A 22,586-nucleotide genomic window follows, 5' to 3' on the forward strand; every position below is an offset into this window, starting at 1 on the left:
GGGATGCGGGAGCCGGCCCCCAGGGTGGGGGAACACACCGTCGGCATGGGGGACTTCGGCGGCGGAGGTCGGGCACGCCCCCCGGAATATGCGGGTCGCCCACCGATGTGCCCCGTTCGGCATCCCGGCAGGATTCGGCGGAGTACGGCAGCTTGTCACCCCTCCCCCGACCAGGAGGCCCGCTGATGACCCGAACCACCACCGGACCCGGCACCGCAGGCGCCGTGTACTTCTCGCTGCTGGGGCCGCTCTCGGCGGTGATCGACGGCAGGCCGCTGCCGCTCGGACCGCGCAAGCAGCGGCTGGTACTGGCCACTCTGCTGTCCCGCCCCAACACCCCCGTACCGGTCGATGTGCTGACCGACGTGGTGTGGCCCGAGGGGCCGCCACGGACCGCGCGCAAGAACCTGCAGGTCTATGTCAGCGCCGCCCGTGCGCTGTTCGGGGCCGTGGACGGCGACGACCGGGACCGGGTGGTGCACGACTGCGGCGGCTACCGGCTGCGCGTGGCGGAGGGCGAGCTCGACACCCTGCGCTTCCGGACGCTGGCCCGGGCCGGCCGGACGGCCGGGGAGCGCGGCGACCTGCGTACCGCCGCCCGGCTGCTGCGGGAGGCACTGGACCTGTGGGGCGAGCGTCCGCCGCTGCACGACCTGCGGGACTCCGCACGGGTGGCCGAGGAGGCCGAGCGGCTGGAGGCCCGCTGCCTCACGGTCTACGAGGACTGGGCGGAGGCCGAGATCGAGACGGGCCGGGCCGGCGTGGCCCTGGACGGCCTGCGGGACCTCGTGGAGCGCCATCCGTTCCGGGAGCGGCTCCGGGCCGCGTGGATGAACTCCCTTCACCAGACCGGGCGGCAGGCGGAGGCACTGGCGGTGTACGACGACTACCGGCAGTTGCTGGCCAGGGAGCTGGGTCTGGAACCCAGCCCGGCGATGGCGGCTCTCTACCGGGTGATGCTCGGCGAGGGCCGGACGAACCGGCCCGTCACTCCGCGCAACGCCGCGTGCGGTGTGTCACTGCCCGCGGGCAGCAGGCACTTCACCGGCCGGGACGATGAACTGGCGCGGGTGCTCGATGTGTCGGGCGACCCGGAGGGCGCGGTACTGATCGTCTCCGGTCCGGCCGGGGTGGGGAAGTCGGCTCTGGCCGTCCGGGCGGCCCACCTGCTCGCGGACCGGTTCCCCGACGGGCGTGTCCACGTCCGGGCCCGGCAGGAGGACGGTACGGCCCGCAGCCGCAACGACATGCTGGACGAACTGGGACGGCTGTGCGACGTCGGCGGGCCCGGCCGGCCGGATCCGGCGCAGGCCGAGAACACCTGGCAGGACTGGCTGTCGCGGCACCGGGCCCTGATCGTGCTGGACGACGTGGCGGACGAGACGTCGGTGCGCGGGCTGCTGCCCCGGTCCGGACGGTGTTCGGTCGTGCTGACCGCGCGCGGTCAGCTGGCCGGGCTGGAGGCCGCCCACCGGGAGGCGCTGGCCGTCCCGGAGGACGGCGAGGCACTGGAGCTTCTGGCGACGCTGATCGGCGAGGACCGGCTGCGGACGGATCCGCCGGCGGCGCTGCGCATCGTACGGGCCTGCGGAGCTCTGCCGTTGGCGGTGGCGGTGAGCGGGATGCGGCTGGCGGTCCTGCGGCACCTTCCGCTGGCGGAGTACGCGGACCGGCTCGACGACCCGACCGCGGCCCTGGACGAGCTGGTCGCCGGAGACGTGTCCGTACGCTCCCGCCTCGCCGCGGGCTGGCGGGACCTGAGCGCCCGTGACCGGGGGGTGCTCGCGCGGCTCGCGGGGCTCGGGCGGGACGGCGGTTTCACGCTGGAGCGGGCGATGACGGCACTGGAGCGCGACGAACGGGGCACCATACGCGCGGTCGAGGCGCTCATCGACAGCGGTGCGGTGACCTCGCCGACCGGTGAGGTCACCGCACACGCCGCGCTGTACGAAGTGCCGCGGCTGCTCTGTCTGTACGCCCGCGAGAGCGCGGGCGCCGAGCGGGACACCGGTGCTCCCGGCACGGTCCGGGGGCCGGCCCGCCCCCTCGGCAGCGGTGCCTCCCTGGTCCTCGGCCGGGGGTGAGCAGGTGCAGCACGGCCTGGTACTCAGCCTCAGCCGAGGGTGAGCAGGTCCAGCAGGCCGGGGAGGGTTTCCCCGGCCGCCTCCCCGTCGCCGGTGTCCCGGCCCCCGGACAGGAAGTGCAGCGCGAGCAGCAGCCCTGCCGCGCCCGTGCCGAGGTCGGCGGAGAAGCGCCGCAGCGTCGCGCCCGGGACCAGAAGCCGGTCCTCGTCGGCGACGAGGTGCCAGGTGAGGTTGCGTACGGAGGCCAGGACGGCGGGCCCGGTCCGGGTTCCGGGGTCGAGCTGGCCGACGGCTGCGGCGAGGCCCGCGCGCCCGGTGAACAGCCCCGGCTCACGGACGAACTCCATGGCGCAGCCCCTGGCAACCCCCGGGATCAGGGCACTCAGGGCGGCGTCCTCGTGCCGGGCGACGTATCGCTGGGCCACCAGCGCGACACCGGAACTGCCCTGGCCGAGGTAGAGCAGATGGCGCCGGCCGTCCTTCACCTGGAGTGTGCCGTCCGGCATGGCGACGATGTGCCCGGCCTCGCGCTCCAGGGCGGTGCGCGCGGCCTCGGCAAGCCACGCCTCGCCGGTCAGTGTGTGCAGTTCCAGGAACAGCAGGGCGGCGCCGCTCAGCCCGCGCAGCAGCCCGGCCGACTCCGGCGGGCACACACCGTCCACCGGCTCGCCCCGTACCAGCCGGTCCAGGTCCCGGGCGGTGCGCAGGGCGGTGTCGATCAGCCCGGTGTCGGGCGCGGTACCGCCGGCGCGGGCCATGCGGACAGCGGCCAGCGCGATGCCCGCGCGTCCGGTGAACAGGTCCGCCGACGCCGTCGGCGGTGCGGCGGACACCGCACGGTCCCACAGCTCCCGCCCCCGGTCCGCGCGGCCCAGCCGCGAGAGGACCAGGGCCGTGCCCGGCAGCCCGTCGAAGAGCCCGCCGGACCCGGCGGGGTCCCTGCGGAACGCCGCCGACTCGAGCCAGTCGGTCCACTCCCCGGGGACGGGGGCACCCGTCCGGTGAAGGGCGTACAGGACACCGGCCGCACCGTTCGCGAGGTCGGTCCCGCCGGTGGCGAAGAGGTCAGGGCCGCCCGGGAAGAGGCGGTCCGGACGCCCGGGTGTGGCTCCGGCGTGGATTCCGGCCAGCAGACCTGTGCGGATCCCGGCCCAGTCCACGTCCGGTCCCTCGAACAGGGCGGCCACCTCGGCCTCGCGTCGCCGTGAGGCGTCCAGGCCGAGCAGCAGCCCGGGCCGCCGCGGGCCCGCCCCGGCCGGCAGGCCGTACCGCCGGCGGGCCCAGCTCTCCAGGGTGAGGGCCTTCGCCCTCTCCAGTCCGGCCATCTCCATCACCGGCATCAGCATGTTGAGCCAGGTCGCCCAGAGCGCGTAGGCGTCGGCGTCGGCCCCCGGGGTGCCGGGGGGCGCCTGGAGACCCTGGGCACCGGCCAGCGGGGTGACGTCGTCGTCGAGCGCGGTGGCGTACTCGAAGTCGACGAGGGCGACGCGCCCGTCGGGCCGGACGATGATGTTGGAGGGGTGCAGATCACCGAAGCGCAGCCCGCGCGCGTGGATGGCCTCCAGTGCCCGGGAGAGCTCGCCCACCACCGAGTCGGTCCAGGCGACGTAGGGGGCGAGATCGTCCGCGGGTCCCGCACCCCGTACGAGGGCGAACCGCGCGACGATCTCCTCGAGCAGTGTGTTTCCCTCGATGTGCTCCTCGATCAGGAAGTGGTGCTCCCAGACGGTCCGTACCCCGTACACCTCGGGGACGCAGTCCAGTCCGGCGAGGGCCGTCAGCGCCCGGTGCTCGCGGTGCAGGCGGGTGACCGCGTCGTCGCCCACGCCGTCGAGGCCGCAGTGCGGACGTGCCTCCCGCAGCACCACGCGCCGGCCCGTCTCCCGGTCCACGGCCAGGTAGATCCCCCCGGCGTTGGAGAACTGGAGGGCCTCGGTGACCGTGTAGGGGAAGGTGTCGTCGCGGGCGGCGGCGCGCGCCGCGAGGTGCGGCCGCAGGGCCTCGGGTACGTCGACCCAGTCGGGCACCCGGAAGACGACACCGCGTTCGTCCGGTACCAGCTGCCCCGAGGGGTCCCGCAGGGCGAGGACCCGGCGGCCCTCGGCGTCGGCACACCAGCGGGGGACGAAAGCGCCGTAGCGCGTGTACACCGGCGCGTCGCCGATCCGCAGATCGCTGAGGACGTAGGGGCCTCGGCGCCCCGCCAGCGCGCGGGACAGTTCGTCGGCCAGCGCCAGGAACACGGTCTCGTCGGGCGGGTAGACCGCGATGAACTTGCCCGCGCCGCTGCGGTTCATGTGCTTGTCCGCCATCAGCAGCAGCGCCTTCTCGCTGCGCAGGAACTTGAACGGCACGCCGTGGCGGAGGCAGATCCGGGCGGTGTCCCGCAGGGTGGCCTCGGCCTCGTCGGGGACGGTGGACACATGGATCTTCCAGCCCTGCTCGGCCGGTTCGGTGTGTCCGGGCACCAGCGAGGTCCACAGACCGACGGCCTCCCGGCGCCAGCCGGCCGGAGGCGGGTCGGTGTCGAGCCGGTACCGGGACTCCTCGTCGGGCAGCCGGGCCGGGGTTTCGAAGTACGTACGGTCGGCGAGGCAGTAGAGCTGGGTTTCCTGGATCCCTGGCACGCTCGGCTCTCTCTTCTCGAAGCCCGCCACGAGCGCGGACGTTGGGGTGGCGCCCCCGGTTCGGGGCGGGGGCTCCCCGGTTCGCGGATCAGTCCCCGGGGACGGCGCTCTTCGCGCCGGCAGTTGTGTGGTCAGGGCCGGGGGGCCGCGCCGCGTCGTGCGGGGACGGCTCGGCCCGCGCCGAGACGGCGAAGGTGACCACGAGGGCGGAGACGGCCAGCACGCAACCGGTGAGGGTGAAGGCCCAGCGGACACCGAAGGCGGTCAGCAACGCCCCGCCGGCCAGCGGTCCGAGCGGCTGGACGACGGAGGACAGGAAGCCCGCCGCGCTCTGTACGCGGCCGACCCGTTCCTCCGGGGTCAGGACCAGGAGCTTCGAGAGGAATCCGATGCTGGCGATGGTCGACAGGCACATGCAGAGCGCGCACATGACCCCGGCCACCAGCGGCCGGCTGATCCAGGCCATCACTCCGGCCGCCGCCACACAGGTCCAGCAGGTGACGAGGATCAGGGCCCGGGTGTGCCGGTCGGGGCTGATCCGGGGTGCGAGCAGCGCACCGGCCAGCGCACCTGCGGAGACGCAGGTGATGACGAAGCCGCCGCCGATGCCGGAACGGCCGCCTTCGGAGAACGCGGTCAGGGCGGTGAAGGTGAGTGCCCCGAACGCGAAGTTCATGCCCAGGCCGAAGACGAGAAGGACGGTCCGCAGATAGGGGATTCCCCACAGGAACGTCAGGCCCGCCATGAGCTCGCGCCTGCTGAACACCGCGCCCGCCGTCTTCCTTGCGCGGGAGCGGGTGCGTACGAGGGCCACGCAGACGGTCGACAGGAGCAGGCCCAGTGCCTCGACGGCGAACGGCAGGGCCGGGTGGACGCCGAACAGCGCGCCGCCGACGAGCGGTCCGACCAGCCGGGCCGTGTGGGTACGCGCCTGGAGCCGTGCGGTGGCGGTGCCCATCTGCTCGGCCGGGACGACCGCGCGCATCAGGCCGAAGGCTGCCGGCCCGTAGACGCTGCTGAGCACCGCACCCGCCGCGGCGACGAGCAGGACGAGTGCCATCGGGGTGTGACCGGACCAGACGGCCGCGGCGAGGGCGGTGACCACGGTCAGGCTGCCGACGTCGCACAGCCTCATCAGCCGGCGGCGTTCGACACGGTCCGCCATCACCCCGCCGGGCAGCATCGTGAGCAGCACGGCTCCCACGGACACCGTTCCGACAGCTCCGGCCTGCACCGCGGAACCGGTCTCCTTGAGTACCAGGAGAGGAAGGGCGAGGGCACTCATCTGTCCGCCCAGGACCGCGAAGAGGCCACTCAGCCAGAGCAGCCGGAAATCCCTGTTGCCGCTCAGCGGCATGGTCATCGTGAACTCCCGGTGATGGTCGGGGCCGTAACGAGGGGTGCGGGGCCGTTCAGGTGGGAGGACGCCTCGCACGGGTCGGGGCCGGAAGCGGCGGTGGGGCGGCTCCGTCAAGACGGAACCGCCCCACATCACCGACCGGCCGGGCGCCACGGCGGGAGGGCCTGTCCCCGGCCTCCGTGGCGCCGCCCTGGTGTCTCCGGTCAGTTGGCGTCCATGACGACGCTGAGCACGCTGACACAGCTGCCCGGAGCCTCGATCTCCTGGGCGGCCGTCTCCTGGAGGTCCAGCACGGAGTGCGCCTCGACCTCGGGGGTCTCGTTGTTGTCGTCGGCGGCGGGCTTGGTGTTCTCGGACATGGTGGTCTCCGTCCACTCGTGACTGCACTGGTTCCCGGGAGCCCCGAGGTTCCGGGTTCCGGTGGGCGGGCCGTTGCCTGCCGTTGCCGAGAAAGTTAGGACGCCCCGCCTGGCGATCGCTTCGACGGCGGTATGGCTCCGGTATCGGCCCAGTTCGCAGGGGGTACGCCCGCCGCACCACTGGTCCGGTGCCGGGTGCGGACCCTCGCTGAGCAGGGAACATACCGCTCCCGAAGCGTCCTCGGACCGTCGTCGAACCGTCACGCCGCACCCTGGGGACGCTTCCGCGCACGCCGGTGGGCCGACGGACAACGGCCCCTTCGGTACGCGCGCTCCCGGCCCCCCAGAAGGAGGCGGCCCCGCATGGAACTCGGCGAACTCGTCGGACGGCGGCCCTTCCCCGCCGCCGGCCTGCTGCTCGGCCTCACCCGACGCTGCCCCCTGAGCTGTTCCCACTGCTCGACCGGATCGTCCCTGACGACACGGGAGGAGCCGGACGCGGGCCATCTCGTGCGCTTCGTCGGCTCGTTCACCGAGGAGAACCGACCCGACGTGGTGATGCTGACCGGGGGTGAACCGCTGCTGCTGCCCGGGCTCGTCCGGGAGCTGAGCGCCCGCGCCCGCGCCGCCGGATCGCGTACGGCGCTGCTCAGCGGCATGTTCTTCGCACGCTCCGGGCGCGTTCCGCCGCAGGTCCTGCGGGCGATCGAGGGCGTGGACCACTTCTCCGCCAGTCTCGACGCCCCTCACGAACGGGAGATCCCCCGGGCCGATGTGTTCCGTGCGGTGCACCGCGTCCGGGAGGCGGGTGTGGCGGTGAGTTTCCATCTCACCGGCACGGGAGCGGACGACCCCTATCTCGCGGACATCACCCGGGCCGTCGACGAGGAGTTCGGCGGCCAGGTGCCCTCGCTGGTCAACGAGGTCCGGCCGTTCGGCCGGGCGGCTTCCTGGGCCGCGCCCGCCAGGACCGGTCCCGAGGCGGGTGAAGTCTCCCCGTGCGCCATGGCCGCCTGGCCCGTGGTCGCCTTCGACGGGGCGGTACTGGCCTGTTGCAACCAGGACACCGTGGACCTGCGGCCGGCCCCCGGCCATCTGTACCTCGGGCACATCGCCACGGACGACTGGGAGGCCGTACGCCGGCGGGCCCTGGAGTCGCCGGTGCTGCGCATGATCCGTACGGTCGGACCTGCGCACCTGGCCGCCCGCTCCGGTGCGCCTTCGGGCGGCGCCTCCTACTGCGACGGGTGCCGCGCCCTGGGTACCGACAACCGGGTGGCGGCCGAGGCCCGTTCGGTGGCGGCGGGTGCCGCGGGGGCGCTGCTGGACCTGGCCGCGGCCGGCCGCGGGGCGGCCGAGGGGCCGGTGGGCGTCGTACGGCACCACGGCTGTGCCGCGTACGCACCCCTGGTCCTCGCTCGCCGGCCGGTCGTCCCCATGGCCGCGGGCGGTTCCCGGTGAACGCCGCGGGGCCGAGCACCTCGGCACGTCTGCGGGTCACCCTGGGGCTGCTGGACGGGGAGCTCCTCGACGCGATGGACCGCATGTGGAGCGCCGAGGACCTGCTGCCGCGCTACCACCGCTATCTGTGCACCATGCACGCGGTCGTGCGGGCCTCCGTTCCGCTGATGCTCCGAGCCCTGGAAAGGGCCAGGCTGCTGGAGGCCAGCGGCGACCGGCTGGCCGGCCCGCTGGCGGCGTATCTGCGCGAGCACATCCGGGAGGAGCAGGGCCACGACGCCTGGCTGCTGGAGGACATCCGGGCGGCGGGCTCGCTGCCCGGGGACGCGCTCGGCCCCATGCCCGCACCTGTGGTCGCCGCGCTCGCCGGCTCGCAGTACTACTGGATCGAGCACCACCACCCGGTGACCCTGCTCGGCTACATCGCGGTGCTGGAGGGTTACGCGCCCGCCCCGGACCTGACCTCCCGGATCGCGCGCACGACCGGCCTGCCGGACGCCGCCCTGCGGACGGTGCGGGAGCACGCGGCGCTGGACACCGGGCACCTGGACGAACTGCACGCGCTGCTGGACCGGCTGCCGCTGACCCGTGGCCAGGAGTCCGACGTGACGGTCAGCGCCATGCACTCCCTCGACGCGCTCACCCGGCTGTTCGTCCGGCTCGGGCGCCCCGCGACGGCGCCGCCGCCGCGGGGGGCCGGACCTTCCTCACCGACGGGAGTCACCCCATGACCGGACCACCCGAGAGCAACGCCGCCCCCCGGCCGCCCGGAGTAGGTGAACCGCCCGTGCTGCCGGACGTGCTGTACGAGGCGGGCCTGCCGGTGGACATGCTCACCGACGAGCAGCGCCTGGTGCTCAGCGAGCTCACGGAGGAGGAGCTCGCCGTGCTGCTGGACATCAAGAGCCGGCTGGACGCGGTGGAACCCGAGGTCCGGGCGCACGGCGAGATCGCCGGCGGCGCCCTGTTCTGAGCGTACCGGCGCGGTCCGCCACCGGGGTCCCGCCGCGGGCACACCCCGGACGGTCCTGTGCGGGTACGGGCCGGCACGCACGCCCCCGTACCCGCACGGCAGCACCAGCACCGCCCGCAGAGAAGGGATCGTCATGACCTGCCCCACGTGCCGCCAGGACCTGCCGGACGACGCGCGGTTCTGCTCGTCCTGCGGAACGCCGTGCGCCGTCGCCGCCGCCCCCGCCCCCGCCCCCGTGGAGGACGAACGCAAGCCGGTGACGGTGCTCTTCTGCGATCTCGTCGGCTCCACCGCGCTTTCGGGAGTGCTGGACCCGGAAACGCTGCGCACGGTGACGCTGCGGTACTTCGAGGCGATGAGCTCACAGATCGTGGCGCAGGGCGGCACCCCGGAGAAGTTCATCGGCGACGCGGTGATGGCCGTGTTCGGCGTACCGGTCGTCAGGGAGGACGACGCCAGGCGCGCGCTGGCGGCGGCGCTGGGGATGCGGGACGCGCTGGCCGCGCTCAACGAGGAACTGCACACCACGCTCGGCATCCGGCTCGCCACCCGTATCGGGGTCAACACCGGTCAGGTGGTGGCCGGTGGCGACGCGACTGCCCGCCAGGCCCTGGTGTCGGGGGAGACCGTCAACATCGCCGCCCGCCTGGAGCAGAACGCCGGGGCGGGCGAGATCCTCATCGGCCCGGACACCCTGCTGGCCGCCGGTCCCACGGTCTCCGCCGAGCCCACCGGGCCGCTCCGGCTGAAGGGCAAGCAGGACAGTGTGGAGGCCCACCGGCTGCTGGCCCTGGGCGCGGACGACCCGGCGCTGTTGCGGCGCTTCGACGTGCCCTTCGTCGGGCGCCTCGCCGAGCAGGGCGCACTGGACGCGGCCCTGTCGGACACCGTGCTCGGCAGACGGACCGGTCTGCTGCGGGTGACCGGGGAGCCCGGTATCGGCAAGACCCGGCTGATACGTGAATGGCTGGCGCGGCGCTCCGCCTCGGGCGCCCTCGGCTACGGCGCGGGCCGGTGCCGCGGGCACGGGGACCAGGGCACGCTCACTCCCCTCGCCGACGCCCTGCGCGCCCTGCCACCGCTCGCCCTCGCCGCGGACCGGCCGGAGGACGGCGGCCCCGGCACGGGCGCGGCCTCCGACGACGCGATGACCCTGCTGTCGGAGGGACTGCTGCGCGACGGCACCCCGAACGCCCCGTTCGAGGACATGTGTGCCGCACTGACGACGGCGCTGGGCAGGGCCGCCCGGGAGCGGCCTTTCGTACTGGTGCTGGACGACGCGCACGAGGCGGCTCCCCTGCTGATGCGCACACTGGAACGTCTGGCCGAGAGCTCGGGCCCCGCACGGGTGCTGTTGCTCTGTGTCGGCCGCCCCGACGGGACGGCCGACGCCACGGGCTGCCTCCAGCTCACGGGGCTGCCGCACGAGGACAGTGTCCGGCTCGCCGGGCGGCTGACCCGGCTCGACGGCGGGGCGGGGCCGGTGGACGAGCGGCTGCTGTCCCGCGCCGAGGGCAACCCGCTCCATCTGGAACAGCTGCTGGTCGACGGCCGGGCCGGCGGAGCCGCGGACGGCTCCGCCGCCGGACTGCCGCCCACACTCCAGGCCTTGCTCGGCGCCCGGATCGGGGCGCTGGCCCGGAACGAGCGGACCGTCGTCGATCTCGCCGCCGTGATCGGCCGTGAGTTCACCTCGGTGGAACTCCTGCAGTTGGAGACGTCCACGCTGCCGGCGGCGGTGCGGGGCTCCGCGACCGTGAGCGTCCCCTCTCCCGACCGGGCCCGTCACCTGGGCCGCATCGAGGACGTACTGGTGGCGCTGACCCGGCGGCGCCTGGTGGAGCCGACTCCGGCGGGCGGCCCGGAGGCGGCGGCCTACCGGTTCAGCAGCGGGCTGGTGCACGAGGTGACGTACGCGTCGTTGTCCAAGCGCGCCAAGGCGGACCGCCACGCCTGGGCGGCCGAGTTGCCCAGGGTGCTGCGGGCCGGGGACGGCGCCGTCGGCGGTCATCTCGAACGCGCTTGCCGCTACCGGACCGAACTCGGGCTGCTCGATGCCAGGACCGGGCAGTTGCGGACCCGCGCCGCGACGGCGCTGGGCAGAGCCGGGGCCCAGGCCGCTGCCCGGTCCGACCTGGCCTGGGCGCACAGCCTGCTGGAGCGTGCCGTCGGACTCGACCCCGACGACGCGGGCTCGGTTCGCAGGCTCGGTGAGGTGCGGGTGGCACTCGGGCAGACCGTGAGCGGGGCCCGACTGCTGCGCCAGGTACGCGACATGGACTCCGCGACGGTGGAGTCGGCGCACGCCAGACTCGCGCTCGCCGTACTGGACCCCGCGGGTCCCGGCGCGGGGCTCACGGCCACGGCGCGGGCGGTGCTGCCGGTCTTCGAGGCGGCGGGCGACGCGGTCGGCCGGGCCCGGTCGCACCTGAGGCTCGCCCAGCACCTCCAGCAGGCAGGCCGGCACGAGGAGGCGGAGCGCGATCAGGCGTGCGCCCTGGAACAGGCGGTCCTGGCGGGAGCCGAACCGGAGCGGGCCGGTGCGCTCGGAGCCATCGGCATCTCCCTCTGGCGCGGTCCGGTGCCGGCCCCGGAGGCGGTGGCGCGCTGCCGCGCACTCCTGGACGCGCACGGAGAGGGCCGCCCGACGGTCAGGCTCACCCTGAACTGCCCCCTGGCCGTGCTGTACGCGCTCCAGGACCGGCCGCACGAGGCACATGCCTGCCTCGCCGAGGCACAGGAGCTGGCCGGGAAACTGCGGTTCGCCGAGGCAGAGGTGTTCCTGCCGGTCTTCCGGGCCGCGGTGGAGGCGCTGCTCGGGCACACCGGCGCGGCGCTGGAGCTGCTGGCGGCGGCGGACGAGGCGGCCCGGCACGCCGACGCGGGCGGGATGCGGACGGCCGTGGCGCTGGACGCCGCCCGGATCGAACTCGACGAGGGCCGGACGCGTCGGGCGGCGGTCTGGATCGCGGGCGTCGGGACCGCCGCGGAGCTGAGCCGCGCGGACGCCGTCGACCTGAACGGACTGCGCGGCCGGCTGGCGGCCGCCGCCGGACGTCCGGTGGAGGCGGCCGACCACGCGGAGCGGGCCGTGCGGGCATCGCTGCTGACGGACTCCCCACTGGTCCGGGCGACGGCCGAGCTGGACCGTGCCCGCACCCTGTTCGCCCTGGGGCGGCGGGGTCCCGCCCTTGCCTCGGCGCGTTCGGCACGGGAGCACTTCACGAGCAAGGGGCATCTGCCGGGGGCCCGCCGGGCCGCCGGCTGCGTGCCGGACGAGGCCATGGTCACCACGACGGACAGGAGCTGACCGATGGGAACCAGCGGAGGGGGGACCGTGCCGGGGCAGGGGCTGACCTGGAGCCTGCGCGGGCGCGGCCCGGACGACGTGCCGGTACCCGCGGACGAGGGGCCTCCGGGCGGCCTGCCCGCGCGGCAGGCGACCGGGCGCGGGGTGCGGGTGTGCGTGGTGGACTCCGGTGTGGAGCGGGACCATCCACTGGTCGGGCCGGTGGAGAGTTCCTGGGTGGTGGTCAAGGATCCGGCGAGCGGGTCGATCACGGTCGAGCCGACCGTCACCGGGGACACCTGCGGGCACGGGACCGCGTGCGCGGGGATCATCCGCCGCACCGCCCCCGACTGCGAGATCCACAGTGTCCGGGTCCTGGGCGAGCGCTTCTCCGGCACCGGTGACGTCCTGATGGCCGGGCTGCGGTGGGCCGTGGAGCAGCGCTTCGACGTCGTGAACCTGAGCCTGTCGACCACCCGGTCCCGGTTCGCGCCGGAGCTGCACGGCCTCGCCGACCGCGCCTACTTCGGCCGTACGGTGATCGTCGCGTCGGCCCACAACACCCCGGTGGAGAGCTTTCCCTGGCGGTTCGCCTCGGTGATCTCCGTGGGCAGCCACCAGGAGGACGCCGAGCTCCACCTGTACAACCCGGACCCCCCGGTGGAGTTCTTCGGGCCGGGGCAGAACGTGTCCGTGCCCTGGCTGGGCGGCAGGACGATCCGCACCACGGGCAACAGCTTCGCCACCCCGTACGTCGCCGGGCTCTGCGCCCGTGTCCTCTCCGGTCACCCCAGCATGACGGTCTTCCAGCTCAAGAACGCCCTCTATCTGTCCGCGGCCAACGTGCACGCCGGCCCGCGTCCTTCCACAGCGGCAGGAGATACCAGTGACGACTCCGAGAACTGATGCCACTCTTCCCCCGGCGCCCTTCGCCGTCCCCGCCGCCCCCGGTGACGACGCCCGGCGCGAGCTGCTGCAGTCGGTCGTCGACGTGGCGCGGGCGATCTTCGGGGCCGCGGCCAGCTCCGTCTTCCTGCTGGACGAGGAGGCGGACGAACTGGTCTTCCAGGCGGTCTCCGGGGAGGGCGAGGAGTTCCTGGTGGGCCGCAGGTTCCCCGCGGGGCGCGGCATCGCCGGCTGGGTGGCGAGCTCGGGTGAGCCGATGGTGGTGGACGACCTGAGCCAGGACTCGTCCTTCGACCGTTCGCTGGCGGAGTCCACCGCCTACGTGCCTGACGCCCTGATGGCGGCCCCGCTGATCAGCGACGCGCGCGTCCTCGGGGTGCTGGAGGTGCTGGACCCCTCCCCGCAGGCCCGGTCGGGGGTCCGTGAGCTGGACCTGCTGGCGATGTTCGCCCGGCAGGCGGCGGCCGCCCTGCGCGTGCTCGCCACGCAGCCGGCGGTGAGCGCCGCGCGGCCCCTGGACGGCGAACGGCGTGAGGACGCGCTGCAGCTCCTGGGCAGCCTGGAGCGACTGCTGCGGGGCACGGGATGAGGGCCCGTAGGCTGGACGTCACGCAGGAGTGACGGCCGGAGCGACGGGCAGGAGCCGGGGTGACACCAGGCCGTTCCCGCACCGGAACCCCAGCGGAAGGACTCATCGTGAAGCTCGCTTTCTCGACCCTCGGAGTGCCGGGGATGCCCGTCGCGGACGTGGTGCGGCTCGCAGCCGGGAACGGCTACCAGGGGGTCGAGCTGCGCGCTCATCCGGAGGAACCGGTGCACCCCGGACTGACCCCGGCCGAGCGGGCCGCCGTGGCAGATGAGTTCAAGCGGGGCGGGGTCGAGATCCTGACCGTCGCCGGGTACGTGAGGGTCGCGGCCGGGGGTGAGGACGAGCCGGTGCTCGCGGAGCTCGCCGCGCTGGTGGAGCTGGCGCACGACCTGGGTGCGGCGTACGTCCGGGTGTTCCCCGGCGGCGGGGACCAGGACCCCGCCGAGGCCGACGCGGTCGCCGCGCGACGGCTGGGGGCCGCCGCCCCGTACGCCGCCGACATGGGCGTACGGATCCTGCTGGAGACCCATGACTCGCACCGCGCCGGAGCCGATGTGGCCCGCGTGGTGGGGACCGTCGGGCACGGGCAGATCGGCGCGATCTGGGACGTCATGCACACCTGGCTGGCCGGCGAGGACCCTGCGGCGAGCCACGCGGTGCTGGCCCCGCACCTCGGATACGTACAGGTGAAGGACATCGCCTCCGCCGAGGACACCACACCCCTGCCCCTCGGCGCCGGGGTGCTGCCGCTGAAGGAATGCCTGGACACACCGGCTGCCGACGGCTGGGTGTGCTGGGAGTACGAGAAGCGGTGGTACGCCGGAGCCCCCGGACTGCCGGAGCTGCTGGCCGCGGGGCGGGAGCACCTGTTGCGGCTCGGCGCACCGAAGCAGTAGCCCCGGCTCCCGCTCCCGGCAGCGGGCCTGACCAGGCGGTCGGGCGGCGGGAGGTACCTCGTCGGGACACCACACGCCCTTCGCGCGCCCTTTCGCGTGTCACACCGTTCTCGACGATCCCCTTGACTGGTAGTTACTTTCCATATATCCGTACCTTCTTGGAAGTTTCTTTCAGCACCGGAAGGGGCTCACGTGCACCACCGCACCTCCAGACGCACCCTCCTCACCGCCACGGCGGCCACCGCCGCGGCCGCGGCGACCGGCGTCGGCGTTCTGCCCGGCGCCGCGCAGGCGGCCGTGACCGCCGCCACCTCCACGGACAGCCGTCTCAAGCGGCTCATCGCCCGGATGAGCCTGGAGGAGAAGGTCGGCCAGCTCTTCGTGATGCGGGTGTACGGGCACTCCGCCACCGAGCCCGACCAGGCTGACATCGACGCCAACCTCGCCGAGATCGGGGTCCGTGACGCCGCCGAGCTCATCTCCACGTACCACGTGGGCGGCATCATCTACTTCGCCTGGGCGCACAACACCCGCGACCCGCACCAGATCGCCGGCCTCTCCAACGGCATCCAGCGCGCCGGGCTCGCCGGGCCCACCCCGCTGCCGCTCCTCGTCTCCACCGACCAGGAGCACGGCATCGTGTGCCGCGTCGGCGAGCCCGCGACGCTGCTGCCGGGCGCGATGGCACTGGGCGCGGGCGGCTCACGCTCGGACGCGCGCACTGCGGGGAGGATCGCCGGGGCCGAGCTGGCGGCGCTGGGCATCAACCAGAACTACGCCCCTGACGCGGACGTCAACGTCAACCCGGCCAATCCCGTCATCGGCGTACGCTCCTTCGGCTCCGACCCGGACTCGGTCGCCGGCATGGTCGCCGCGCAGGTGAAGGGGTATCAGAGCTCGGGGATCGCCTCCACCGCCAAGCACTTCCCCGGCCACGGGGACACCAGCACCGACAGCCACACCGGCCTGCCCGTCATCCACCACACCCGCGAGCAGTGGGCGGAGCTCGACGCCCCGCCGTTCCGGGCGGCGATCGCCGCGGGCATCGACTCCATCATGACGGCGCACATCGTGGTGCCGGCCCTGGACCCGTCGGAGGACCCGGCCACCCTGTCCCGGCCGATCCTCACCGGCATCCTGCGCGAGGAGCTCGGCTACGACGGAGTCGTGGTCACGGACGCCCTGGGGATGGAGGGTGTCCGCACGAAGTACGGCGACGAGCGCGTCCCCGTCCTCGCGCTGCTGGCAGGCGTGGACCAGCTGCTCAACCCGCCGGACCTCGAGGTCGCCTGGAACGCCGTGCTGAACGCCGTGAAGAGCGGCGAGATCAGCGAGGCACGCATCGAGGAATCGATCCTGCGCATCCTGCGGCTGAAGACGAAGCTCGGGCTGTTCCGCGACCCGTACGTCACCCACCGGGGCGTCGAACGCACCATCGGCATCCCGTCGCATCTCGCCGCCGCCGACCGGATCGCCGAGCGGACGACCACGCTGCTGGCCAACACCGGTTCGCTGCTGCCGCTCTCCCGCCGGTCCCTCAGGAACCTCCTGGTGGCCGGCGCCGATCCGGCGTCGCCCTCCGGCACGACCGGCCCCCCGACCACCACGCTCGCGGGGGCGTTCGAGGAGCTGGGCTTCGCGGCGACGGCGCTGTCCACCGGCACGGCACCCTCCCAGGCGAAGATCGCCGAGGCCGTGGCCGCGGCGGAGGGGAAGGACGCGGTGATCGTCGCCACGTACAACGTCTCGGCGTCGAGCTCCCAGCGCACCCTGGTCGGCGCACTCGCGGCGGCCGGCGTCCCGGTGATCACGCTCGCGATCCGCAATCCGTACGACATCGCCCAGCTGGCCGGGACGGGCTACGCCGCGAGCCTCGCCGCCTACTGCTGGACGGACGTCGAGCTGCGGGCCGCCGCCCGCGTGATCGCCGGGCGGGCCCGCCCGGAGGGCAGGCTCCCGGTCCCGGTGCAGCGGGCGGACGCTCCCGCTCAGACGCTGTATCCCGTCGGCTTCGGGCTGTCGTACCGGAGCTGAGCACCGCCGGCGCCGGTCAGGGCCGGGCGGTGACAGACCTGTGGGCCGTGTCCACCGGGTGTGAACAACACCCGGTGGACACGGCCCACTTCGGCGCGGCGCGGCGGGGCTACGGGCGCAGCGTGCCCCGGTCCCGCTTCAGTTCGTCGTCCCGCACGTCCAGGCGGGCGTCGAACTTCGCGAGGGGCCTGGCCTTCGCCGGGTCGGCCTCGACGGCCGCCGGCGCCACCCCGGCCCAGCGCAGGATGGCCGCGGTGGCGTTCGCCTTCTCGTCGGCGACGAGGCCGGCGACCTTGGAGCCGTGGTTGCCACCCGGCACGGTGTAGACGTAGCTGTCCCGGGCGCCCTTGCCGAGACGGAAGGGCTCGGCACCCCAGGGGTCGTTCTCGCCGTAGACGTACAGCATGTTCCGGGCGTTGTTCCTGACCCAGCTGTCCACGTCACGCATGACCGAGGGCTGGAACTTCATCGGGATGGAGCGCGGCACGAAGTTGCGCGGCGGCTGGTAGCCGTAGCGGCTCAGGTTCCCGAGCCAGGGCTGCTGGATGTCGGGCGAACCGAGCTGGGTGCCGGCCTGGTAGTAGTACGGCGTGTAGGTCCCGAGGCCCTGGTCCGCGTAGGCGGAGAAGCCCGAGATGCCGTCGATGGAGTCCCAGATCTCCTCGTCGGTGGCGTTCGGGGCGTCGGCCGGGATGGAGTCGCAGTCGGCGAGCAGGCTGTACTGCCAGTACGCCCAGACGTAGTCCATGACGACGGCCTCGTACGCCTTGTCGAGCGAGCCGACGGTGTCGAAGGTCAGGCCGTTCTCGGCGGCGTACGCCTCGTACTTCTTCTCCAGGGCCTCCCGGCGGACGAGGGCCTCGCGCTGGACACCGCCCAGCCGGTCCCGGCACTCCTTGGTGCCGACGCGTGCGAAGAACCGGTCGTACGCCGAGTCCTCGTTGTTCACCACGTCGTTGGGGGCGACGTAGGCGACGACGCCGTCCATGTCCTTGGGGTAGAAGCGCTCGAAGTAGGTGGCGGTCATGCCGCCCTTGGAGCCTCCGGTGGTGAGCCAGTTCTCGGAGTAGATCTTCTTCAGCGCCTTGAAGACCCGGTGCTGGTCGCTGGCGGCCTGCCAGATGTCGAGCTTCGACCAGTCGGCGGGCGCGGGGCGGGACGGGGTGAAGAACCGGTACTCCAGGGACACCTGGTTGCCGTCGATGATCTGCGTCGGCTCACTGCGGCTGGGGTTCGTGGAGACGTTGTAGCCGCCGGTGAAGAAGACCGTGGGCCGGGTCGTGTCCTTGTGCAGCAGGGTGACGCGCTGCTGGAAGGTTCCCTTGGACGGGTTCCTGTGGTCGACCGGCTGGGTGTAGTTGAGGACGAAGTAGCGGTAACCGGGGTACGGCTTCTCCTGGGTCAGACTCATTCCCGGGATGGCCAGGATGCGGTCCTTGATGTCCTCGCTGCTGCTCTCGCCGCTGCTGCTGACGGAGCCGCTGCTCTGCTTCTCGGCCGGTACTGCGGCGGTGGCCGCACCGGCCGAGGCGCCGGTCGCACTCACTGTGCCTATGAGCACCGCGAGCGACAGAACGCCTCTGAGCGCCTTGCGCATGCACCCTCCCCTTGATTCACGACAGTGGCCGTGAACCTAGCGGGGGTGACACCTCCCACGCCAGACCTGTTCGCGTGTCAGCACAAGATCCATCCAGTGGAACCGGAGGAGCCGCCGACGGAACCCGACGCCCGGACGCAGCGGTTCAGCGCGTGCACCGTGACCGGGCCGGCCAGCTTCGTGAACCTGCCGCTGTCGACGACCGCCCGGCCGCCGCGCGGCTGGAGCGACACCCGCATCGCCCGGCGTGCCCCCGGCTCCCTGGCGACGGTCACGGCGCACGCGTAGGCGCGGCTCTTGTAGACACGCAGCGAACCGGTGGCGAACGACACCGTCTTGACCAGCCGCCCGGAGCAGGCCGACGCGGCATGCGCCGGGGCCGCTCCGGTGGGCCCCAGCACCAGGCCGAGGGCCCCGAGCAGCGGCAGGACGAGGAACGCCGCCGCCATGCGCCGTCCCGCCCCCGGCCTCGGCCGTTCCGATGGCCTCAGTGATCCCGCCACGCCGTCCACCCCGTTCATCCCGCCCGCTTCATCGAACACTCCGGCCTCCACTGAACACACGTACGCATGGGTGTACGACGCGGGGGCCGGGCTTTCAGTTGCGGACCGGGGTCATACGCCTGCCGGAGTGTCCTCTCCCATGTCCTCCCCTATGAAGGTGCGCCACAGCCGCGCGTAGGCGCCTTCCCTGGCCAGCAGCTCGTCATGCGTGCCGTCCTCGGCGACCCTGCCCCGGTCCATCACCACGACCCGGTCGGCGCGCGCCGCCGTCGTCAGCCGGTGGGCGACCACCAGCGTGGTGCGCCGGCCCGCCAGCCGGTCGGTGGCCTGGTTGACCTGGGCCTCACTGGCGAGGTCGAGGGACGCGGTGGCCTCGTCGAGCAGCAGGATGTCGGGGTCGACCAGTTCGGCGCGGGCGAGTGCGATCAGCTGCCGCTGGCCGGCCGAGAGATTGCGGCCCCGTTCGGCGACCTCGTGCAGATAGCCGTCCTCCAGGGTGGCGATCATGTCGTGGGCGCCGACCGCCCGGGCCGCCGCCTCCACCTGCGCGTCGGTGGCCTCGGGAAGTCCGTAGGCGATGGCGTCACGGACCGTCCCCTCGAAGAGGTATGCCTCCTGGGGTACGACTCCGAGCCGGTGCCGGTACGCCGTCCTGTCGAGCCGGCGCAGATCCGTACCGTCCGCCGTGACCCGTCCGCTCGTCGGATCGTAGAAGCGGGCGACGAGCTTGACCAGCGTGGACTTGCCGGCGCCCGTCTCGCCGACGAATGCGACCGTCTGGCCCGCCGGGATGCGCAGATCGATGCCGGTGAGGGCCTCCTCCTCGCCGGCGTACGCGAACGACACGTCCTCGAACGCGATCTCACCGCGCAGCGAGGTCACGTCCTGCGCCTTCTCGTGGTCGGCGGTGGAGGTCGGCTCCCGCAGGAGTTCCTGGATGCGGCCGAGCGAGACGGTGGCCTGCTGGTAGCCGTCGAAGACCTGGGACAGCTGCTGCACGGGGGCGAAGAACAGGTCGATGTAGAGCAGATAGGCGACCAGCGCGCCCGTGGTCAGCGTGCCGTTGTCGACCCGGCCTGCGCCGACGATCAGCACGGCGGCCGCCGCGACCGAGGCCAGCAGCTGGACGAACGGGAAGTAGACCGAGATCAGCCACTGCCCGCGCACCCTGGCCTGGCGGTAGTGGTCGCTGCGCGCCGCGAACCGCTCGGCGCCGTCGCGCTCGCGCCGGAACGCCTGGACGATCCGCATCCCGGAGACGGACTCCTGGAGGTCGGCGTTGACGACGCTGATGCGTGTCCTGGCCAGCTCGTACGCCTTCACGCTCTTGCGGCGGAAGAAGACCGTGCCGACGATCAGCAGCGGCAGCGTCGCGAAGACGACCAGGGCCAGCTGGACGTCGAGGACGAGCAGCACGACCGTGATGCCGAAGAAGGTGACGACGGAGACGAAGGCGGTGACCAGACCGGTCTGCAGGAATGTCGACAAAGCGTCTACATCGGTCGTCATCCGGGTCATGATCCGGCCGGTCAGCTCGCGCTCGTAGTAGTCGAGACCGAGCCGCTGGAGCTGCGCGAAGATCTTGAGGCGCAGGGAGTACAGCACGCGTTCGCCGGTGCGGCCCGTCATCCGGGTCTCACCGATCTGCGCCGCCCACTGCACGAGCACGGCGAGCAGCCCGAAGCCGGCCGCCGCCCAGACCGCGCCGAGCGCCATCTTCGTGACACCGTCGTCGATGCCGTGCCGGATCAGCACGGGCAGGAGCAGGCCCATGCCCGCGTCGACGGCGACCAGCGCCAGGCTCGCCAGCAGCGCGGCCCCGAAGCCGTGCAGCAGCCTGCGCAGCCCGTACGACTTCTCCGGGCGCACCGCGCTCGCCTCGTCGATGGCGGGGACGTCGGTGGCGGGCGGCAGCGCGTCGACCTGGGCGAGCAGCTCGGGAGTGGCGGGCATGCCGGCGGCCGCCGCGTCGCGCTCCTCCTCCTTGCGGATCCAGAGTCCGGGGGTGACCCCGCGCCCGGCGTCGAACTCGGCGTCCAGCTCCTCCTGGAGGGCGAAGTCGTCCTCCGGCGCCGCGACCGCCGACGGCTGGTGGCCGGGAGAGGTGCCGCCCAGCTCGTCCGGGTCGGTGAGCAGCCGCCGGTAGAGCGCCGAGCGGCGCTCCAGCTCCGCGTGCGTGCCGATGTCGGCGAGCCGCCCCCGGTCGAGTACGGCGATGCGGTCGGCGAGGCCGAGCGTGGACCGGCGGTGGGCTATCAGCAGGGTCGTGCGGCCCTCCATGACCTGCGCCAGGACTTCGTGGATCTCGTGCTCGACCCGGGCGTCGACGGCGGAGGTGGCGTCGTCGAGGAGCAGCAGGCGGGGGTCGGTGAGGAGGGCGCGGGCGAGCGCGACGCGCTGGCGCTGGCCGCCGGAGAGGGTGAGCCCGTGCTCGCCGACCTTGGTGTCGTAGCCGTCGGGCAGCTCGGAGATGAAGCCGTGCGCCTGGGCGGCCCGCGCGGCCTGCTCGATCTGCTCCTGGGTGGCGCCCGGGTGTCCGTACGCGATGTTGGCGCCCACGGACTCGGAGAAGAGGAAACTGTCCTCCGGCACGAGCCCGATGGCGGCCCGCAGCGAGTCCCAGGTCAGCTCACGGACGTCGTGGCCGCCGACCAGGACGGCGCCGTGCGACACGTCGTAGAAGCGGGGCAGCAGGAGCGAGACGGTCGACTTGCCGCTGCCGGAGGCACCGACGACGGCGACCGTCTCGCCCGGCTCGATGGTGAGGGAGAAGCCGTCCAGGACCGGCCGGTCGTCGTCATAGCCGAAGCGGACGTCGTCGAACTCCACGCTCGCGGGGGCGTCGGCCGGGAGCGTCCTGGTGCCGTCCGCCATGGACGGCTCGGTGTCGATCAGCTCCAGGACGCGCTCCACACCGGCCCGGGCCTGCTGGCCGACGGTGAGGACCATGGCGAGCATCCGGACCGGGCCGACGAGCTGGGCGAGATACGTGGAGAAGGCGACGAACGTGCCGAGCGTGATCTCGCCCCGGGTGGCGAGCCAGCCGCCGAGGGCCAGCATCGCGACCTGGCCGAGCGCGGGAACGGCCTGGAGCGCCGGGGTGTAGCGGGAGTTCAGCCGGATGGTGCGCAGCCGGCCCGCGAAGAGCCTGCGGCTGACCTCGCGGAGCTTGCCGGTCTCCTGCTCCTCCTGGCCGAACCCCTTGACGACCCGGACCCCGGAGACGGCCCCGTCGACCACTCCGGCGACGGCGGCGGCCTGGCTCTGGGCGTACCAGGTGGCGGGGAAGAGGCGGGTCTTGGATCGGCGGGCGATGAACCACAGCGCGGGGGCCACGGCGAGGGCGACGAGGGTCAGGGGCAGCGAGAGCCACGCCATGATCACCAGGGAGATGAGGAAGAGCAGGATGTTCCCGATGGTCATCGGGAGCATGAAGAGGAGGCCCTGGATCAGCTGCAGGTCGCTGGTGGCGCGCCCGACGACCTGTCCGGTGGAGAGCTCGTCCTGCCGCTTCCCGTCGAGCCGGGTGAGCGTGCCGTACATCTCGGTCCGCAGGTCGTGCTGCACGTCCAGGGCGAGCCGCCCGCCGTAGTAGCGGCGGATGAAGGTGGCGATGTAGACGAGGACGGCCGCGCCGATGAGCAGACCGGTCCACACGCCGAGGGAACGGGTGTGGCTGCCGACGACGTCATCGATGATCACCTTGGTGATCAGCGGGACGAGGGCCATGACGGCCATGCCCGCCAGGGACGAGCCCAGCGCCAGCACGACGTTGCGCCGGTAGCGCCAGGCGTACCCGGTCAGCCGCCGGCCCCAGCCCTGCGCCTCGGTGCCCGGTTCCCCGGCGCCTGGTCCTTCCGCGCCCGGTACCTCCGCGCCCTTCTTCTCCGCGCCCGACACCCGTGCCT

Annotated in this window: 15 protein-coding genes; 9 read left to right on the forward strand and 6 right to left on the reverse strand. The window is 73.3% G+C overall.

The genetic code is table 11. The features are described 5' to 3' along the window. Positions 1-185: 185 nt before the first annotated feature. Positions 186-2,084 carry an AfsR/SARP family transcriptional regulator gene (locus BFF76_RS14255; RefSeq protein WP_065848355.1) on the forward strand — a complete coding sequence of 633 codons (1,899 nt, stop codon included), beginning with the start codon at positions 186-188 and terminating at the stop codon, positions 2,082-2,084. A 29-nt stretch (positions 2,085-2,113) separates the two neighbouring features. On the opposite strand, the gene lanKC is transcribed toward BFF76_RS14255, so the two are convergent. From lanKC to BFF76_RS32975, 3 genes are all read right to left on the reverse strand, one after another. Further along, positions 2,114-4,711 (reverse strand): class III lanthionine synthetase LanKC, encoded by a 2,598-nt coding sequence (lanKC, locus tag BFF76_RS14260; RefSeq protein ID WP_065848356.1) that lies wholly within the window; start codon positions 4,709-4,711, stop codon positions 2,114-2,116. Positions 4,712-4,799: 88 nt separating this feature from the next. After that, positions 4,800-6,074 carry an MFS transporter gene (locus BFF76_RS14265; RefSeq protein ID WP_053928641.1) on the reverse strand — a complete coding sequence of 425 codons (1,275 nt, stop codon included), beginning with the start codon at positions 6,072-6,074 and terminating at the stop codon, positions 4,800-4,802. Between the two features lie 200 nt (positions 6,075-6,274). After that, positions 6,275-6,430 carry a hypothetical protein gene (locus BFF76_RS32975; protein WP_167359494.1) on the reverse strand — a complete coding sequence of 52 codons (156 nt, stop codon included), beginning with the start codon at positions 6,428-6,430 and terminating at the stop codon, positions 6,275-6,277. Between the two features lie 363 nt (positions 6,431-6,793). Here BFF76_RS32975 and BFF76_RS14270 point away from each other — a divergent pair, with 363 nt between their 5' ends. The 8 genes from BFF76_RS14270 (at position 6,794) to BFF76_RS14305 (ending at position 16,578) form a co-directional block, all read left to right on the forward strand. Beyond that, positions 6,794-7,891: a radical SAM protein gene (locus BFF76_RS14270; RefSeq protein WP_065848357.1), complete on the forward strand. Its 1,098-nt coding sequence runs from the start codon at positions 6,794-6,796 to the stop codon at positions 7,889-7,891. Continuing rightward, on the forward strand, positions 7,888-8,622 hold the full coding sequence (locus BFF76_RS14275; RefSeq protein ID WP_031092159.1) for an iron-containing redox enzyme family protein: 735 nt from the start codon (positions 7,888-7,890) through the stop codon (positions 8,620-8,622). The genes BFF76_RS14270 and BFF76_RS14275 overlap by 4 nt, the downstream gene beginning before the upstream one ends. After that, positions 8,619-8,864 carry an aroma-sacti cluster domain-containing protein gene (locus tag BFF76_RS14280; RefSeq protein ID WP_065848358.1) on the forward strand — a complete coding sequence of 82 codons (246 nt, stop codon included), beginning with the start codon at positions 8,619-8,621 and terminating at the stop codon, positions 8,862-8,864. Before BFF76_RS14275 ends, BFF76_RS14280 begins: the two co-directional genes overlap by 4 nt. A 133-nt stretch (positions 8,865-8,997) precedes the next feature. Next, positions 8,998-12,174, forward strand: a complete 3,177-nt coding sequence (locus tag BFF76_RS14285; RefSeq protein WP_065848359.1) for an adenylate/guanylate cyclase domain-containing protein — start codon at positions 8,998-9,000, stop codon at positions 12,172-12,174. Between the two features lie 3 nt (positions 12,175-12,177). Next, on the forward strand, positions 12,178-13,059 hold the full coding sequence (locus tag BFF76_RS14290) for a S8 family peptidase (RefSeq protein ID WP_065848360.1): 882 nt from the start codon (positions 12,178-12,180) through the stop codon (positions 13,057-13,059). After that, on the forward strand, positions 13,040-13,648 hold the full coding sequence (locus BFF76_RS14295; RefSeq protein WP_031092163.1) for a GAF domain-containing protein: 609 nt from the start codon (positions 13,040-13,042) through the stop codon (positions 13,646-13,648). Before BFF76_RS14290 ends, BFF76_RS14295 begins: the two co-directional genes overlap by 20 nt. A gap of 107 nt (positions 13,649-13,755) precedes the next feature. Beyond that, a complete protein-coding gene (locus BFF76_RS14300; RefSeq protein ID WP_031092164.1) occupies positions 13,756-14,544 on the forward strand; it encodes a sugar phosphate isomerase/epimerase family protein in 789 nt (262 codons plus the stop codon). A 192-nt stretch (positions 14,545-14,736) separates the two neighbouring features. Then, the gene (locus BFF76_RS14305; protein ID WP_065848361.1) at positions 14,737-16,578 is read left to right on the forward strand and encodes a glycoside hydrolase family 3 protein; all 1,842 of its coding nucleotides are present in this window, start codon (positions 14,737-14,739) and stop codon (positions 16,576-16,578) included. Between the two features lie 109 nt (positions 16,579-16,687). Here BFF76_RS14305 and BFF76_RS14310 read toward each other — a convergent pair whose 3' ends face one another. From BFF76_RS14310 to BFF76_RS14320, 3 genes are all read right to left on the reverse strand, one after another. Beyond that, a complete protein-coding gene (locus tag BFF76_RS14310; protein WP_031092167.1) occupies positions 16,688-18,175 on the reverse strand; it encodes a S28 family serine protease in 1,488 nt (495 codons plus the stop codon). A gap of 77 nt (positions 18,176-18,252) precedes the next feature. Then, positions 18,253-18,696, reverse strand: coding sequence for a hypothetical protein (locus tag BFF76_RS14315; RefSeq protein WP_381822349.1), 444 nt, complete (start codon positions 18,694-18,696; stop codon positions 18,253-18,255). A gap of 93 nt (positions 18,697-18,789) precedes the next feature. Then, entirely contained in the window at positions 18,790-22,482 is a 3,693-nt protein-coding gene (locus BFF76_RS14320) for an ABC transporter ATP-binding protein (RefSeq protein WP_107418435.1), read from the reverse strand. Positions 22,483-22,586 lie beyond the last annotated feature (104 nt).

The organism is Streptomyces mutomycini (genome assembly GCF_001700505.1).
Lineage (GTDB): Bacteria > Actinomycetota > Actinomycetes > Streptomycetales > Streptomycetaceae > Streptomyces > Streptomyces mutomycini.

Coding starts and splice junctions, on each gene's coding strand:
- BFF76_RS14255 (WP_065848355.1), top strand. CDS start 186: ATGACCCGAACCACCACCGGACCCGGCACCGCAGGCGCCGTGTACTTC.
- BFF76_RS14265 (WP_053928641.1), bottom strand. CDS start 6,074: ATGACCATGCCGCTGAGCGGCAACAGGGATTTCCGGCTGCTCTGGCTG.
- BFF76_RS32975 (WP_167359494.1), bottom strand. CDS start 6,430: ATGTCCGAGAACACCAAGCCCGCCGCCGACGACAACAACGAGACCCCC.
- BFF76_RS14270 (WP_065848357.1), top strand. CDS start 6,794: ATGGAACTCGGCGAACTCGTCGGACGGCGGCCCTTCCCCGCCGCCGGC.
- BFF76_RS14280 (WP_065848358.1), top strand. CDS start 8,619: ATGACCGGACCACCCGAGAGCAACGCCGCCCCCCGGCCGCCCGGAGTA.
- BFF76_RS14285 (WP_065848359.1), top strand. CDS start 8,998: ATGACCTGCCCCACGTGCCGCCAGGACCTGCCGGACGACGCGCGGTTC.
- BFF76_RS14290 (WP_065848360.1), top strand. CDS start 12,178: ATGGGAACCAGCGGAGGGGGGACCGTGCCGGGGCAGGGGCTGACCTGG.
- BFF76_RS14310 (WP_031092167.1), bottom strand. CDS start 18,175: ATGCGCAAGGCGCTCAGAGGCGTTCTGTCGCTCGCGGTGCTCATAGGC.
- BFF76_RS14315 (WP_381822349.1), bottom strand. CDS start 18,696: ATGAACGGGGTGGACGGCGTGGCGGGATCACTGAGGCCATCGGAACGG.